We start from the raw sequence: 16137 nt of genomic DNA, 5'->3' as shown, positions 1-16137 counted from the left end.
AACCGGCTCCTTCCGCCAAGGCGGGGGAGCCGATTTTCGTCAAAAACCGAGTTGTGAGGCTTCGTTCCGGGACAACACGGGAATACGCCCTCGTAATCGTTGCAATTCCAACGGCAAAAAAGCGGTTTTCGCCAGCAAAGCCTCACAACTCGGTTTTTCGCGTTCCCAGGGAGCGAAACGCCTGCTGCTGGCATTGCCGAGCGCGCGCAATCGGCGTATATTATTGCGCGGTGATGGAACTCACCAGGGTGCTCGGCAGCGATTCCTCGCAGTCGCACGGCTTGACGCCGAACATCCGAACCGCATTTCCGCTGATAGTTCCTATGATTCGACAGACGATGCTCGGGTTCCGCCCGAGGTCGTGTGCAGAACTTTCATGCGACGGGCGCATACGTGTGCAATCGCATGGATGCTGATGTGTGTGACACGCGTGGAGCGTGGGGTGCAGGCATCGTGGACGGTCGGATTTCGGCGGATTGCGCATACTCTTTAGCTGCTCTGCCCGATTCGCCTTCCACAAGGGAGAAGGAAGGACAAGGCATGGCAGAAGCAGAATCCTCGCAGCCCGGCGTCGCGGCGAACGTGGCCGCGCCATCGGTCGCGGCACGCGGCGGCGCGAACGCGCCGGAACAGCGCCCGGCGCTCGCCGACTCGACGCTGTATCTGGTCGTGTTCCTCGGCGGATGCCTCGGCACCGGCATGCGATACGGCCTGTCGCTGACCAACGCGGCGACGGTGGGCACCGGCGCCGATGCGAACGCGGTCGGAGCGGGTGGCGTATGGTCGGCCATCCACCTCGGCACATTCACCGCGAATATCGTGGCATGCTTCATCTACGCCGCGCTTTCCGCATACCTTTCGCAGGCGACGTGGATTCGCAAGCGCAGCCGCGACGTCATCTCGCGCGGCTTCGGCATGGGCATGTGCGGCGGCCTTTCCACCATGTCGACGCTCGCGTTCGAGCAGTTCGGCGATCTGGCCCGCGGCAACGTTTTCGGCGTGCTGATCTACGTCGTGCTGAGCTTCGGCGTGGGACTCATGGCCGCGTATCTTGGCGTGCGTCTGGCGCTCGGCATCGCCGGACATAAGGCGAAGCGCGCCGACGTTGATTCCGGCGACGATGATTCCGATTCCGGTTCCGATGCGTCGCCGGCCGTTGCGTCTTCGGCCGTCGACACTTCGGGACTGCCGCCGACGATCGCCGCGAAAATGGCCGAGGCAGCGGCATCCGGCGGCGCCGCATCGTCGGCGTCTGGCACCATGCCGGTCGATAAGGAGCGTTCCGTGTCGGCGAACGCCGATAATCCGCGTACGTTGTGGACCGATGACGACGCTTCGTCCGACAAGGAGGCCCGTCGATGAGTTTCTTCATTGCCATTTTCGTGTTTCTGGGCGTCTGCATCTGCGGCGGTCTTGGCGCCGTTTCGCGGTTTGTGCTCGATACCGCCGTCAAACTCGTGTGGAAGAACGCGTTCCCGCTCTCGACGCTGGTCATCAATATCATCGCGTCGTTCCTGGCCGGCATGGCGGGCGCGGCGGCCGCGTCGTCGGCGTTCCCCGACCCGTGGCATCTCATGGCAGTCACCGGATTCCTGGGTGGATTATCGACATTTTCGACGGCCATCAACGAGGTCGTGACGCTTGGACGCAAGCAGCGGCTGTCGATGGCCGGCTACTATCTCATCGCCTGCATCATCGTGCCGGTGATCTGCGCCGCCCTGGGCTGGCAGCTCATCGCATGATTCAGCCGGTGCCGCGGCAGAGGCGGTTCAGCGTGATGCGGGCCTTGGGCTCGTCGTGGCCGTTGAACAGCACGACCACGTAATCGCCGGCGTGCAGCGGCGTATCGGGGCCGGGCACGAAATCGCGGCTGCCGCGGCGAATCGTGATGATCATCATGCCGTCGGGCAACGGCACGTTGCGCACCAACGTTCCGGCGATCGGACTGCCGATCTCGACCGGATGCTCGATCACGCCGCTGCGAATCGCGCTCGGCCGCGCATTGGCCGGATTGAAGTCCCCATCCTCGAAGTCCACGTCGTCGATGTCGTCGCTGTCATTCGTGGCGGCATTGCCGGCTCCGGCATTTGCGGCATTCGCGGCAACGCCGTCACCGATATCGCCGCCGATGCCGTGCGAGCGCTGATACCGGTCGAGCAGCGCCTCGTAGATCGGTTTCGTGCCGCACAGGTCCGAAACCAGCAGCGCGAGGAACGCGCATGTAGCGACCGGCAGCATATGCGTGATGTTCCCCGACATCTCGACGATGAGCAGCACCGACGTGACCGGCGATTTCACGGCGGCCGACAGCGTGCCGGCCATGCCCATCACCGCGAACACGGAGATGTAGCGCGCGTCGAGATGCGCGAACCCGCCGAAATACCCGCCGATGGTCGCGACGATGCCGCCGGCCAGCGCGCCGACCGCCAGAATCGGCATGAAGATGCCGCCTGGGCAGCCGCTGCCGAAACTCGTGGCCGTGAACGTCATCTTCACGGCCAGCAGCACGAGCAGCAGCGACAACGCGGCGCCGCCCTGCTCCACGAACGCGATGAGATTGCTGCCGCCGCCAAGCGTCAGCGGCAGGAACATGCCGCACGGCAGGGCCAAGGCCAGCGAGATGATCGGTCGCACGGCGGCGGGGATGCGGTTCATCAGCGTCTGCATGCCAAGCAGCAGCCGGTTCATTGCGACGCCGACGACGCCCATCATCAGTCCCAGCGGAATCAGCCACCAGTATTCCTCGATGGGAAGCTGCTCGACCCGCGTGAAATCAAGCACCGGCGTCATGCCGAAGCACTGCTTGGCCACGAAATCCGCAGTGAGCGACGCCGACATGGCGGTGAGCAGGATCGTGGGGGAGAAGCTGCGGTGAATCTCCTCCAACGCGAACATCACGCCGGAAAGCGGGGCGCAGAACGCGGCGGACAGGCCGGCAGCGGCACCCGCCGTCGTCAGGACGTTGCGTTCGACGTTGCTGCGGCCGAGCCGACCGGCGGTCATCTGACTCGTGGCCGCGCCGATCTGCACCGACGGGCCCTCACGGCCCATCGAAAGGCCGAACAGTCCGCACAGCAGTCCGCCGGCGAATCGCACGACCAGCACCGACCACGATCGCATGCGCATGCCGCATGTGACGACGCCCTCGGTCTGGGGGATGCCGCTGCCCGACGCCATCGGCTCCCAACGCACCAGCCACGCGACGAACAGACCGGTGATGACGGCGGCCGCAGCCCACGGCAGGATATATATCGGATGCTCGCGGAACGTGCCGTACATGACCTGTGCGAACCGCGTGCCGTATTCGATGCCGAGACGGTACAGCACCACGAGCAGGCCGACCGCGAACCCGCCGATTACGCCCTTCGCGGCGATGCGCCATTTCGCGCGGTTGAAATCGGTGAGGAAGCGGTGGATCTGGGATTTCACGGTACTTAAGCATAGTCTGGGGCCGAAATCGGAGGTTTCCCCGTCCGAATCGTCGCGAATGGGGGTTGATTTCGATGATTTGCGCGGGGAAAACGTCGGAATCGACGAATTCGACGGGGTCACGGCGCCGCTGTAACGCGTTATCGGATTTTGTTATCTCATAAACGTGGGTTTTGCGCCGGAATGTGGGCAATGCACATGAATGTAACGCAGTGTATTTAGCATTGGTGTTTGTGTGTTTGCACCTCCGGCGAACCGCACGACCGGGCACGGCAGCGCTCGGCCGCGAGGCCCGGCGAAGGGAGCCAGACGATAAACGACCGATCGACAGGCCGCATCGACGTATTCCGATACGCCGCATCGGTACGACGACAACAACGACAAAAGAGGAAACATGGCTGAGAACAGGTCCGAGCTGAACAAGAACCTCGCCCAGATGCTCAAGGGCGGCGTCATCATGGACGTCACCACGCCGGAGCAGGCGCGTATCGCCGAGGACGCCGGCGCTTGCGCCGTCATGGCGCTGGAGCGCATCCCCGCCGACATCCGCGCGGCCGGCGGCGTCTCCCGCATGTCCGACCCGGCGATGATCAAGGGCATCCAGGAGGCCGTCTCCATCCCGGTGATGGCGAAGGTGCGTATCGGCCACATCGCCGAGGCCCGTATTCTGCAGGCCATCCAGATCGACTACATCGACGAGTCCGAGGTGCTGTCCCCGGCCGACGACGTCTACCACATCGACAAGACCCAGTTCGACGTGCCGTTCGTCTGCGGCGCCAAGAACCTGGGCGAGGCCCTGCGCCGCATCGCCGAGGGCGCCGCGATGATCCGCACCAAGGGCGAGCCCGGCACCGGCGACGTGATCCAGGCCGTACGCCACATGCGCACCATGAACAAGCAGATCCGCGAGCTCGTCGGCCTGCGCGACGACGAGCTGTTCGAGGCCGCCAAGCAGCTGGCCGTGCCCTACGACCTGGCCAAGTACGTGCACGACAACGGCCGCCTGCCCGTCGTGAACTTCGCCGCCGGTGGCGTCGCCACCCCGGCCGATGCCGCCCTGATGATGGAGCTTGGTGCCGAAGGCGTGTTCGTCGGCTCCGGCATCTTCAAGTCCGGCGACCCGGCCAAGCGCGCCGCCGCCATCGTTCAGGCCACCGCCAACTGGCAGGACGCCGACCTGCTGGCCCGTCTCTCCGAGAACCTCGGCGAGGCCATGGTCGGCATCAACGAGGACGAAATCGAAACCATCATGGCCGCCCGCGGCGAGTGATTTCGGCTTCGGCCGTTGCTTCTTCGGCTCCCCTCTTTTCGAGGGGAGCCATTTGGTATATATATCGTTTCACGTAAAAGGACACAACATTGGTAGTAGCCGTTGAATACATCTCCAAGGAGGAGTCGACCGACGCCGAATCCGCCGACCACGGCGTGACCGGCATCCTCGCCGTGCAGGGCGCGTTCGCCGAACACGCCGCCATGCTCGACCGCCTCGGCGCCCCGTGGAAGCTGCTGCGCGCGGCCGAGGACTTCGACGATTCCATCGACCGCGTGATCCTGCCCGGTGGCGAATCGACCACGCAGGGCAAGCTGCTGCATTCCACCGGGCTGTTCGAGAAGATCGCCGCGCACATCGCCGCCGGCAAGCCGGTCTTCGGCACCTGCGCCGGCATGATCCTGCTCGCCAGGAAGCTCGACAACGACGACAACGTGTACTTCGGTGCGCTTGACGCCGTCGTTCGCCGCAACGCGTACGGCCGCCAGCTCGGCTCGTTCGCCGCAACCGCCGACTTCGGCGACATCAAGGACTTCCCGCTGGTGTTCATCCGCGGACCGTTCGTCGTCTCCGTCGGCGACGACGCCACGGTCGAGACCGAGGTGAACGGCAACGTGGTCGGCCTGCGTCAGGGCAAGATCATCGCCACCGCGTTCCACCCCGAACTCACCGACGACACCAGGATCCACGAGCTTTTCCTGAGCTTGTGATTCATTTTCAGGCTCCCCTTGTCAGGGGAGGTGGCCGCCGTAAGGCGGTCTGAGGGGTAGTCGACACCTTGAGGTGCTGCCACTTCAGGTATCAACTACCCCTCAGTCACGCGTTCGCGTGACAGCTCCCCTAACAAGGGGAGCCTGTTGGTTGGAGGTGACGGCCCTTATCTCGCGGCTTACCTTGCTCCTAGCAAGGGGAGCTTGTTGGTTGGGGCAGCGGCGTTTTAGAACGCGCCGTCGATGTCGGCCACGGCGATGACCTTCTGGTTCACGAACTCCTTGAGGCCGAGGTCGAGCAGCTCGTGGCCGTAGCCGGAGTTCTTCACGCCGCCGAACGGGATGTCGGCCGCGACGACGGTCGGATGGTTGATGGCGACCATGCCCGTGTCGAGGCGGCGGGCCACCTCCTGCGCGTGATGGATGTCGTTGCTGAACACCGATCCGCCCAGACCGAACGGGGAGTCGTTGGCGATGCGCACGGCGTCATCCTCATCCTTGGCACGATAGATCTGCGCGACCGGTCCGAAGAATTCGGTGTGGAAGGCATCGTTGTCCTCGGTGATGCCGGTGACGATCGCCGGCGGGAAGAACGCGCCCTGATCGGGGACCTCCGCCAGATATTCGACCTTGGCTCCTTGCTCCACGGCCGAGGCCACCTGCTTTTTCAACGTTTCCACGGCGCCGGCGCTGGAAAGCGGCGCAAGCGTGGTCTTCGGATCGGCGGGGTCGCCGGCCACCAGCTTGGCGGTGCCTTCGCGGTACCGGGCGAGGAAACGATCGTATACGGCGTCGGTCACGATCAGCCGCTTCGACGAGACACACACCTGGCCGGCGTTCCAATTGCGGCCGAACACCGCCCAGTCGGCGGCCTTGTCCACGTCGGCGTCGTCGAGCACGATGAACGCGTCGGCGCCGCCGAGTTCCAGCGTGCTTTTCTTGAGATGCTTCGCGGCGAGCGAGGCCACGTGTCCGCCGGCCTTCTCCGAGCCGGTGAGCGCGACGCCGCGCACGTACGGGCTGGCGATGACGTGTTCGGTGAGATCATGCGGCAGATACAGGTTGGTGAGCAGTCCTTCGGGTGCGCCTGCCTCAAGGAACAGCCGCTCCATGCGCGCCGCGCTCTGCGGCACGTTCGACGCGTGCTTGAGCACGACCACGTTGCCGGCGGTCGCCTGTGGCGCGGTGATACGCACGACCTGGTAGTACGGGAAGTTCCACGGTTCGACGGCGAAGATCACGCCCATCGGGTCGTTGACCAGCTGCACGTCGGTGTCGCCGTACCCCTTGGCCGGGATCGGACGCGGGGCGAGCAGCTCCTCGCCGTGCTCCACGTAGTAGCGCAGCATACCCACGCACAGGTCGACCTCCGCTTCGGCCTCGGCCGTAATCTTGCCCATTTCCAAGGTGAGCGTGGCGGCGTAGTCGCTGCGGTTCTCCTGCAGGATCTCCGCGGCCTTGGCCAGCACGGCCACGCGGTCGGCGATGGGCCTGCTCCTCCATTCGAGGAACGTGTCGTGCGCGGTCTTCAGAGCGGCGTCCACCTCGGCTTCGGTGGCGTCCGGAAATGTTTGTATGGTCTGCCCGGTGTATGGATTGATGGTCTGATATGTCATGTTTCCCCTTTCGATCGTCTGCGTTGACTAATCGACACTTATGACGATATCGGGAGATCCATGAGACGCACAAGAATTTGCCTATGTTTGCAGGGGCTTTGTCGGCTCCCCCTGTCGGGGGAGCTGTTACGTGGATGTGTGACTGGGGGGCAGTGATACCTGAGGTGGCGGCATTGCAAGGTGTCAAACTACCCCTCAGACCGCCTTGCGGCGGCCAGCTCCCCTAGCAAGGGGAGCCTGTTGGTTGGAGGTGGCGGCATTTCAAGGTGTCGACTACCCCTCAGTCCGCCTTGCGGCGGCCAGCTCCCCTGGCAAGGGGAGCTTATTGGATGGAGGTGGCGGCGCTGTCACCCGTTGATGACGACCTTCTGGTTGAGGAATTCCTTCAGTCCGAGGTCGATGAGCTCGTGGCCGTAGCCGGAGTTCTTCACGCCGCCGAAGGGGATGTCCGGTCCGGAGGCGCTCGCGCGGTTGATGGTCACCATTCCCGTATCCAACTGTCGGGCGATCTCCTGCGCGTGGTGGATGTCCGACGTGAACACCGATCCGCCGAGTCCGTACGGGCAGTCGTTGGCGATGCGGATCGCGTCGGCCTCGTCCTTCGCGCGGTACAGCTGTGCGACCGGTCCGAAGATCTCGGTGCGTGTGGCCTCGGAACCTTCGGGGATGTCGGTCAGCAACGCCGACGGGAAGAAGTTCCCCTCCTTCGGAACGTCGACGAGATACTCGATCTTCGCGCCCTGCGCCACGATGTCGGCCACCTGCCGCTCGACCTGCTGCTTCGCCGTCGCGCTGGAGAGCGGAGCCAGCGTGGTCTTCGGATCGGCCGGATCGCCGGGCACGAGTTTCGCGGCCTCCGCGCGGTAGCGGCGGACGAACTCGTCGTATACGGCGTCGACGACGATGAACCGCTTCGACGAGACGCACACCTGGCCGGCGTTGCGGTTGCGGCCGCGGACGGCCCATTCGGCGGCCAGCTGGATGTCGGCGTCATCCAGCACGATGAACGCGTCCATGCCGCCGAGCTCCAGCGTGCTCTTCTTCAGATGTTTTCCGGCCAGCGATGCGATGATTGCACCGGCCTTCTCCGACCCGGTGAGCGCCACGCCACGCACGTACGGGCTGGCGATCACATGTTCCGTCAGATCATGCGGCAAGTACAGATTCGTGAACACGCCCTTGGGTGCGCCCGCCTCGAGGAACAGCCGCTCCATGAGCGCGGCGCACTGCGGCACGTTCGACGCGTGCTTGAGCATGACCACATTGCCGGCGGCCAGCTGCGGCGCGGCCACGCGAATCACCTGATAATACGGGAAGTTCCACGGCTCGACGGCGAAGATGATGCCCGTCGGGTCGTTGACGAGATGCACGTCGGTCTCGCCGAATCCCTGCGTGAGCAGCATGCGCGGCCGCAGCAGGTCCTTCGTGTGCTCCACGTAATACCGCAGGATCGCCACGCAGACGCTGACCTCGGCCTGCGCCTCCGACATGATCTTGCCCATCTCGGTGGTGAGCATCTCGGCGTATTCGTTGCGTTCGGCCTCGAGGAGCGACGCCGCCTTGTCGAGGATGAACGTGCGTTCCTCGATCGGCTCGTTCTTCCAGACTCCGAACGCGGCGTGCGCGGTCTCGAGCGCCGCGTCCACCTCCTCGAGCGTGGCGGTGGGGAACGTCTTCAGGGTTTTTCCGGTGTAGGGGTTGACTGTTGCGTATGCCATCGTTGGCCTCCTCACATGCGTGCCGACGCCGTTGCCGTATGCGGATGGCCGCCGTTCGGGGCGTGCCGTCCGTGCGGGTGCGGCATCGATGTGGTCCTACAGGTTCCATTGTCGCGCGGCGCGGGCGTTTTGGCGAGCATTTGCCGCGACTTCCCGTTCGGTCCGGCGGTTCGGTGTTTTCGGATTTCGATTCCGAGTATGCGGCAATCGTGTTTCGCACTAATGAAATCGGTTACATCTAACAGAACGCAACGAAACGACAACAAATGTGATAGCGCTCACACCCGCAAGATAACGACACTCCCATATCGCCGTTATCAAATGAAGAATCCATAACGGAACGGATGCGGAACGATAACATTCGCCGGTTTCCGAGATTCGCGGCGATATCGTTTTCCGCGGCGTCAAGAGGCATGCGCACGTGCGCGCCCGCAGTGCACGACGTACTCATGGTGCACCGCGGTGCACGACGTGACGGAAGCGCGCACCGAACCCGGATATCCCGGCGGGCAGGGTGCGCACGATGCGCATGACGCCGCAACAGAGGAAAAACAAAGCAAAGGGGCGACAACCAATGTCGGCTACAACGAGGAACGCCAGCGCCGCGACGAGCGCGGTCCACGGCACCGTTACCGGAAAGAAATTCGACGGGGTTCTGCCCGTCCGCGAGAAGGTCGCGTATCTGAGCACCGATATGGCAGGCAACCTGCTGTACTCCTCGCTCGGCACCTACATCATGTTCTTCTACACCGACGTGTTCGGCATCACCGCCGCCGCAGCCGGCTGGATTCTCCTCATCGCCCGTATCGGCGACTGCATCTCCGCCCCGGTGTGGGGCTCCATCGTGGACCACACCAAGACCAAGTGGGGTCAGAGCCGTCCGTTCTTCCTGTGGATGTGCGTGCCGTTCGCCATCACCGTGTTCCTCGCGTTCACCGCGCCGAACCTGCCTCCGATGGGCAAGGCCGTGTACGCCGCCGTCACCTACATCCTGGCCGCCGGCCTCGTGTACACCGGCATCCAGACGCCGATCACCGCCATCCTCTCCAACCTCACGCCCGACCCGGCCGAGCGCGTGAAGGCCAACACGTTCCGTCTGTCCGGCGGCCTGTTCGGCACGTTCATCACCGCCGTCTGCACGATTCCGCTGGTCAACTGGGCCGGCAAGGCGCTCACCGGCGCCTCCAACCAGAAGGTCGGCTTCATGTTCACGTTCGCGCTGTACGGCGTGATCGCCATCGCCCTGCTGCTGTGGGCCTTCCGCAACATCAAGGAACACAACTACGATCCCAAGACCCAGAACCCGCTGCCGTTCAAGGAGAGCCTGCACGCCATCAAGGGCAACTGGCCGTGGATCATCCTCATCGTCGCGTTCGTCATATTCTGGATCGCCCAGGAGGACCGCATGTCCGTGGCCGTGTACTACGCCAAGTACAACCTGAACAACGAGAACCTCGCCACCATCCTCAACGGCATGCAGATCCTCGGTCTGATTACCACGTTCCTCATCCCCGTCATCTCCAAGAAGTTCGGCAAGGCCGGCAAGACCGACACCATGATCCTCGGCATGGTCATGGCCATCATCGGCCAGCTGCTGCTGCTCACCGCGTCGCACAGCTTCGCCCTGTTCGTCGTGTTCTGGGCCATCTCCATCCTCGGCGCCGCCATGGCGCTCGCCATGCCGTTCGCCATGCTCGCCGACACGGTCGACTACGGCGAATACAAGAACGGCATCCGCGCGGCCGGCCTGCTTTCCGCCGTCGGCGCCTCCTTCTGCATCCAGTTCGGTTCCGGCCTCGGCAACCTGATCCCGTCGAAGATCATGGCCGCCGCCGGATACGTCGCCAACCAGACGCAGACCCCCGAGGCTCTGAACGCCATCCAGTTCTGCTTCATCTGGCTGCCGGTGATCGTGTACGCCGTCGTGATCGTGATCATGCTCGGCTACCGTCACTTCGAGAAGAACGAGCCGTTCATCCGCGCCGAACTCGCCAAGCGTCGCGCCATCGCCGACGCCGCCGCGTGATTCGCGTGCGAACCGAGCGTCGGTTATAACGCATCCATGAGATAAAACCTACGCGTAGGACTGCTACGCGTAGGTTTTTGCGTATCCGTGCGTAAAACCCGACGCTGGTGACGACTCAGCGTAGGGTTTCTCGCATCCGTGCGTTATAACCGCCACGTGGACGTGCCATGCGTAGGGTTTTGCGCATCCATGCGTTATAACCTACGTTCTGTCGTGGGATGACGATGTTGAGGCAATGCGACGGGGAGTAAAGTGACCGACGTGAGTGACGATATGACGAAACAGGGCTTTGCGGATGCGGAAGACGGACGCACGGACAATGCCACAGGCCGCGGACGTGGCGCCGCGGACGACGGTGTGCACGCCGTGCGAGGCGTGAACGGCCATGCGGCTCATAACGAGCATAGCGACGGACGCGCGAATGACGCTGCGGACCGTGGACACGGCGCCGTGCGAGGCGTGAACGGGCCGGCGTACAGCGGCGAGGGTTCGGCGACCCTGGGGGAGGGGCGTCCGGCGAGCCACGTCTGGGCCATGCTCATCGGCGTGGGCATCCTTTCCGGTTTTCTTTCGGGACTGTTCGGCATCGGCGGCGGCACGGTGATCGTGCCTGCGCTGGTGTTCCTCGGGCTTTCGCAGCGTCATGCGGCGGCGACGTCGCTGGCGGCCATCATCCCGACGTCCATCACCGGCGTGATCTCATACGCCACCGGCGGTGATGTGGATTGGGTCGCCGCACTGCTGCTGGCGTGCGGCATGATCGTCGGCGCGCAGATCGGCAGCTGGCTGCTGTCGCGGCTGCCGGAGGTCGTGTTGCGCTGGGTGTTCGTGGTGTTCCTTATGTTCGTGATTCTTTCGCAGATCGTGTTCACGCCGTCGCGCGACCATGTGATTCATATGACCATCGCGACCGGTGCGTTGCTGGCGTTGCTCGGTGTGGGCATCGGCACGTTGGCCGGACTGCTTGGCATCGGCGGCGGCGCGGTGATGGTGCCGTCGCTTTCGGTGCTGTTCGGCGCGAGCGACCTGATCGCGCGCGGCACGTCGCTGCTGGCCATGTTCCCCAGCTCCATCGCCGGAACCGTGGCGAATACGCGGCGCAGGCTGGTGCACTTGCGCAACGGACTGGCCATCGGCATCACGGCGGCTGTGGTCGCGCCGTTCGGCACGATCGTGGCCGGATGGGTGTCGCCGCGCATGGGTGCGAACCTGTTCGCCGCGTATCTGGGCGTGCTGTTCGTACGCAGCCTGTGGACGGCCGTGAAAATCACGCCGGGACTGCGCGAGCGCCTGATGAAGCGGTAGGCGCTGATAAGGAAACGGCAGGCACGGGTTCGCGACCGTCGTAGTTTGTGGCGGGTCGGGCTTGATACCGGTTGATGCCGACCGAACAGTCCATGTGGCACGCGATGCCTCATGGCGGGTTGTTTGATGATGCGAAAGAGCCGTCACACGGGCTGAATGCGATGCCCGTGTGACGGCTCTTGGTCTGTGACGTGCATGGGCACGCGTGGCATGAACCCCAGTGGGTCGTGCGGCGCGTTGGCTACTTGCCGGCGCCTGTTCCCGTGCCCGTGCCGGTGCTGCCGGTGTTGGCGCTGCCGGAGCCGCCATTGCCGGTCTTATCGCCGGTATCTGTTCCGGTTTTATCGCCGCCGTTGTCGGTTGTGGTCTTATCAGTGTCGGTCTTGGTGCTGCCGCTGCCGTTGTTGGTCGTGGTCTTGCTGTCGGTCCCGTTGTTGTTGGTGCCGTTGCCGGAGTAGTTGTATCCGTTGGAGTACTGCCCGTTGCCGTAGCCGTTCGTGCCGTACTGATAGCCGTTGTTCGAGTACCCGTTGCCGTACGAGTTGTTCGAGTAGCTGTTGCCGTACCCGTTGGAGTAGTTGTTGCCGTACGAATTGCCGTAGCTCTTGTATCCGTTGGAGTACCCGTCGCCGTACGTGCCCGAACCCGAACCGGACTGTGAACCCTGGGTGCCGGTGCTGTCGCTTTCGGCGGAGGACTGCGCCTTCTCGAACGCCTTCACGGCCTTGGTGAGGTTCTCGGTGGTCTTCGTGAACGACGAGGCCAGCTTCTGATTCACGTTGCCGTTGGCCTCCAGCTGTGCGGTCGGCATGGTGGAGGCGCATTCGCGGCCATCCGAGTTCGTGGACTTCGCCGTGTTCAGCCGCTGTTGCAGCGTCGTCGTGGCGGTGCCGGCACCCGTGGTGTCGGCCGGCAGCTTCTTCTGCGCGCTCGTGATGGCCGAGTCCAGCTTCTTGCGTGCGTTGTTGTAGTCGGTGACGGACTGCGAGCACGTCTCCATGGCGTCGGCATGCGCCTTGTTGTCGCTGACGTGCTTCCACACCGCGAATCCGGCGACCGCCAGCACGATGACGACGACCGCCGCGATGGCTGTCGTGCGTATGAGCTTCTTCCGGGCCTTGGCCGAGGAGCCGTGCGACGCATGGTTCTGCACCGGCTTCGAGGTCTGTCCGTTTGTATTCGCGCCGGCGTTCGCCGCCGTTGCCGGAGCGACGACGGTGGTGGCGTCCGCAGTGGTCAGCGGCTTGACCGCGGCCGGCTGCACACCCGCGTTGGTGCCCGCGCCCGCGGAGATGCCTGCCGACGGCATTACCACCGTGGCGCCGTCTTCGGCGGCCGCCGCGTCCGCAGGCGTATCCGGCGCGATGGCCGGCATCGCCGTGGTCGCCTCCGAGGCTATGGTCGCCGCCGTCGCTGTCGTTGCCGTCGACGCGGCGTCGGACGGTGTGCTTGCCGGCCGGATGGTCTGCAATGCGTCGCGCAGCGCCGTCACCCTCTCCTCGACCGGCGGGATGGACGCGGTGTCCTCAAGTGAATGGGCGGGGTCTATGGCCGTCTCGGCCGTCGCAGATGCCGGCGTCGATGTGCCGGCCGTCGTCGGTGACGCGGCCGTGCCGTCGTCGGCCGGCGTCGCCGCGCCCGATGCCGATGCTTTCGGCGTCGTATCGGCGTCCTCATCGAAAGCAGGGAACGACAGCGTGGGGATGTCCCACTTCGACTCGACGATGTTGCCCTCGTCGTCGATGCGAAGATTCGACGCCGCCAGATTCGCCGCCGTGAATTCGTCGTCAAACAACGACTTTTCGTTGTTCCTCGCCGGCTTGCCGCCGGCCTTGTCATCGGCCTTGCCGCCGCTCGTATCGGTCATCTTTCACTCCCCGGTCGTATTGCCTCAAGCACATCATAGGAGGTCTTGGCGGGACGTGGAATATGCGAGTTGTAGGTGTTCGCATTGCGGGAAAAGCCGTGGACATTGCGTGATTGCAACGTTCCTGCCGACGTTCCTGCGGTTTCGTGGCGCGGGCGTCGTAGAACGGTCGTGCGCAACTCGCGGTTTGCCGATGAAAACGTCCGTGGAAGCATCGGAAAAGACCGCTTGAACGGTAAAATTGGCGGGGATTACGGTTTCCGGGTTTCTGGGCGATCAAGGAGGATGCAAATGACGACCGAACAGCGCGCGGCGCTTCCCGACACGATTCACACCAACGGCGCGACGCCGAACCCGTGGTGGTCGAACGCGGTGGTGTACCAGATCTATCCGCGCAGCTTCCAGGACACGAACGGTGACGGATACGGCGATATTCCGGGCATCACGTCGCGCCTCGACTATCTGGCCGACCTCGGCGTGGACGTGATCTGGCTGTCGCCGGTGTACAAGTCGCCGCAGGACGACAACGGCTACGACATCAGCGACTATCAGGACATCGACCCGATGTTCGGCACGCTCGACGACATGGACGAGCTGCTGGAGGAGGCGCACAGCCGCGGCATCAAGGTCGTGATGGACCTGGTGGTGAACCACACGTCCGACGAGCACGCGTGGTTCCAGGCCTCGCGCGACAAGAACGACCCTCACGCCGACTGGTACTGGTGGCGTCCGGCTAAGGAGGGCCACGAGCCGGGGACGCCGGGCGCGGAGCCGAACCAGTGGGGCTCGTACTTCGGCGGTTCGGCATGGGAATACGACCCGAAGCGCGGCGAATACTACCTGCACCAGTTCTCGAAGAAGCAACCCGACCTCAACTGGGAGAACCCCGAGGTGCGCGCCGCCGTGTACAGGATGATGAACTGGTGGCTCGACCGCGGCATCGACGGATTCCGCATGGACGTGATCACGCTGATTTCCAAGCACGTGGACGCCAACGGCGAACTGCCGGGCGTGGGCGCGAACACCGAATCCGCAGGACCGGTGGGGGAGGACGGATACTCCAGCCCCAATCCGTTCTGCGCCGACGGTCCGCGGCAGGACGAGTTCCTCGCCGAAATGCACCGCGAGGTGTTCGACGGGCGCGAAGGCACCATCACCGTGGGCGAGGCGCCCGGCATCACGCCCGAACGCAACCAGCACATCACCGATCCCGCGAACCGCGAGCTCGACATGCTGTTCCTCTTCGACCATGTGGAGCCGGGCGGCGGCCAGTCCAAGTGGACGGCCGCGCCGTGGAAGCTCGCGCACCTCAAGCACTGCCTCTCCGGGCATCAGGCCGCAGTGAAGGAGACCGGCTGGACCAGCCTGTTCTTCAACAACCACGACCAGCCGCGCGTGGTCTCCCGCTGGGGCGACGACTCCACCGACGAGTCGCGCGTGCGCTCCGCCAAGGCCATCGCCCTGCTGCTGCACATGCATCGCGGCACCCCGTACGTGTACGAGGGCGAGGAGCTCGGCATGACCAACGCCTACTTCGACTCGCTCGACCAGTACCAGGACCTCGAATCCATCAACATGTACCATCAGCTCACCGAGGCCGGCGTGATGACCCCGGATGAGATGATGGCGTCGCTCAAGGCCATCAGCCGCGACAACGCCCGCACGCCCATGCAGTGGGACGCCACCAAGTACGCCGGATTCACCGCGCCCTACGCGCCCACGGCCCCATGGCTGCCCGTCAACGAGAACCGCGACGTGGTGAACGCCAAGAAGGAGAAGCGCGACCCCGACTCCGTATACAACTTCTACAAGAAGCTCATCGCGCTGCGGCACGAGAACCCGGTGGTGGCCGCCGGCGACTGGAGGATGCTCGACGCCGGCGACCCGCAGGTGTACGCGTTCGTGCGCACGCTGCATGAGGACGGCGTCGGCGGAGGCATCGACGGTTCGGGCGAACGCAAGATCGTGGTCGTGGTGAACATGTCGGGCGAGTCGGCGAAGATCCCCGCCGAGGCCGCCGACATGCTCGGTCTCGGACTCGCCGGCACCACGCTCGGCGGCGTGAGCGCCGACCGCATCCTCATCAGCAACTACGCGTCGGAGGAGACCGCCGCCGACGTGCTCTTCGGCAAGCTCGCCCCCTGGGAGGCCTTCGCCTACGAACTGTAGAATGCCGTGACATTTATGATGCTGAAA

Annotated in this window: 11 protein-coding genes and 1 riboswitch; of the genes, 7 read left to right on the top strand and 4 right to left on the bottom strand. The window is 64.3% G+C overall.

The genetic code is table 11. The features are described 5' to 3' along the window. Positions 1–220: 220 nt before the first annotated feature. A riboswitch (Fluoride riboswitch) is annotated at positions 221–331 on the top strand. A gap of 209 nt (positions 332–540) precedes the next feature. Then, positions 541–1362: a fluoride efflux transporter FluC gene (locus CS006_RS03245; RefSeq protein WP_165777206.1), complete on the top strand. Its 822-nt coding sequence runs from the start codon at positions 541–543 to the stop codon at positions 1360–1362. Continuing rightward, positions 1359–1742, top strand: a complete 384-nt coding sequence (locus CS006_RS03240) for a fluoride efflux transporter FluC (RefSeq protein ID WP_165777205.1) — start codon at positions 1359–1361, stop codon at positions 1740–1742. The genes CS006_RS03245 and CS006_RS03240 overlap by 4 nt, the downstream gene beginning before the upstream one ends. A gap of 1 nt (position 1743) precedes the next feature. Here CS006_RS03240 and CS006_RS03235 read toward each other — a convergent pair whose 3' ends face one another. Then, a complete protein-coding gene (locus tag CS006_RS03235) occupies positions 1744–3429 on the bottom strand; it encodes a ClC family H(+)/Cl(-) exchange transporter (RefSeq protein WP_165777204.1) in 1686 nt (561 codons plus the stop codon). A gap of 394 nt (positions 3430–3823) precedes the next feature. Here CS006_RS03235 and pdxS point away from each other — a divergent pair, with 394 nt between their 5' ends. Together pdxS and pdxT are read left to right on the top strand one after the other, a co-directional pair. Next, positions 3824–4699 carry a pyridoxal 5'-phosphate synthase lyase subunit PdxS gene (pdxS, locus tag CS006_RS03230; RefSeq protein ID WP_100510305.1) on the top strand — a complete coding sequence of 292 codons (876 nt, stop codon included), beginning with the start codon at positions 3824–3826 and terminating at the stop codon, positions 4697–4699. Between the two features lie 89 nt (positions 4700–4788). Next, a complete protein-coding gene (pdxT, locus tag CS006_RS03225; RefSeq protein WP_100510304.1) occupies positions 4789–5409 on the top strand; it encodes a pyridoxal 5'-phosphate synthase glutaminase subunit PdxT in 621 nt (206 codons plus the stop codon). Positions 5410–5636: 227 nt separating this feature from the next. Here the strand turns inward: pdxT and CS006_RS03220 are convergent, their stop codons facing one another. Further along, entirely contained in the window at positions 5637–7025 is a 1389-nt protein-coding gene (locus CS006_RS03220; RefSeq protein ID WP_100510303.1) for an NAD-dependent succinate-semialdehyde dehydrogenase, read from the bottom strand. A 347-nt stretch (positions 7026–7372) separates the two neighbouring features. Continuing rightward, the gene (locus CS006_RS03215) at positions 7373–8743 is read right to left on the bottom strand and encodes an NAD-dependent succinate-semialdehyde dehydrogenase (protein WP_100510302.1); all 1371 of its coding nucleotides are present in this window, start codon (positions 8741–8743) and stop codon (positions 7373–7375) included. Positions 8744–9317: 574 nt separating this feature from the next. Between CS006_RS03215 and CS006_RS03210 the strand changes: the two genes are divergently transcribed. Both CS006_RS03210 and CS006_RS03205 read left to right on the top strand, forming a co-directional pair. Then, on the top strand, positions 9318–10769 hold the full coding sequence (locus CS006_RS03210; protein WP_100510301.1) for a glycoside-pentoside-hexuronide (GPH):cation symporter: 1452 nt from the start codon (positions 9318–9320) through the stop codon (positions 10767–10769). A 534-nt stretch (positions 10770–11303) separates the two neighbouring features. Continuing rightward, a complete protein-coding gene (locus CS006_RS03205; protein WP_243386704.1) occupies positions 11304–12074 on the top strand; it encodes a sulfite exporter TauE/SafE family protein in 771 nt (256 codons plus the stop codon). Between the two features lie 241 nt (positions 12075–12315). Here CS006_RS03205 and CS006_RS03200 read toward each other — a convergent pair whose 3' ends face one another. Beyond that, positions 12316–13941 (bottom strand): hypothetical protein, encoded by a 1626-nt coding sequence (locus CS006_RS03200; RefSeq protein ID WP_100510300.1) that lies wholly within the window; start codon positions 13939–13941, stop codon positions 12316–12318. Between the two features lie 291 nt (positions 13942–14232). Here CS006_RS03200 and CS006_RS03195 point away from each other — a divergent pair, with 291 nt between their 5' ends. Next, positions 14233–16110 (top strand): glycoside hydrolase family 13 protein, encoded by a 1878-nt coding sequence (locus CS006_RS03195; RefSeq protein ID WP_100510299.1) that lies wholly within the window; start codon positions 14233–14235, stop codon positions 16108–16110. Positions 16111–16137 lie beyond the last annotated feature (27 nt).

Origin of the sequence: Bifidobacterium primatium, assembly GCF_002802875.1 — a bacterium.
GTDB lineage: Bacteria > Actinomycetota > Actinomycetes > Actinomycetales > Bifidobacteriaceae > Galliscardovia > Galliscardovia primatium.
This window is presented reverse-complemented; position numbering and strand designations above follow the sequence as displayed.

Excerpts from the sequence above, each read along its gene's own strand:
- CS006_RS03240 (WP_165777205.1), top strand. The coding sequence starts at position 1,359 with ATGAGTTTCTTCATTGCCATTTTCGTGTTTCTGGGCGTCTGCATCTGC.
- CS006_RS03210 (WP_100510301.1), top strand. The coding sequence starts at position 9,318 with ATGTCGGCTACAACGAGGAACGCCAGCGCCGCGACGAGCGCGGTCCAC.
- CS006_RS03215 (WP_100510302.1), bottom strand. The coding sequence starts at position 8,743 with ATGGCATACGCAACAGTCAACCCCTACACCGGAAAAACCCTGAAGACG.
- CS006_RS03205 (WP_243386704.1), top strand. The coding sequence starts at position 11,304 with ATGCTCATCGGCGTGGGCATCCTTTCCGGTTTTCTTTCGGGACTGTTC.
- pdxS (WP_100510305.1), top strand. The coding sequence starts at position 3,824 with ATGGCTGAGAACAGGTCCGAGCTGAACAAGAACCTCGCCCAGATGCTC.
- CS006_RS03200 (WP_100510300.1), bottom strand. The coding sequence starts at position 13,941 with ATGACCGATACGAGCGGCGGCAAGGCCGATGACAAGGCCGGCGGCAAG.
- CS006_RS03245 (WP_165777206.1), top strand. The coding sequence starts at position 541 with ATGGCAGAAGCAGAATCCTCGCAGCCCGGCGTCGCGGCGAACGTGGCC.
- CS006_RS03220 (WP_100510303.1), bottom strand. The coding sequence starts at position 7,025 with ATGACATATCAGACCATCAATCCATACACCGGGCAGACCATACAAACA.
- CS006_RS03195 (WP_100510299.1), top strand. The coding sequence starts at position 14,233 with ATGACGACCGAACAGCGCGCGGCGCTTCCCGACACGATTCACACCAAC.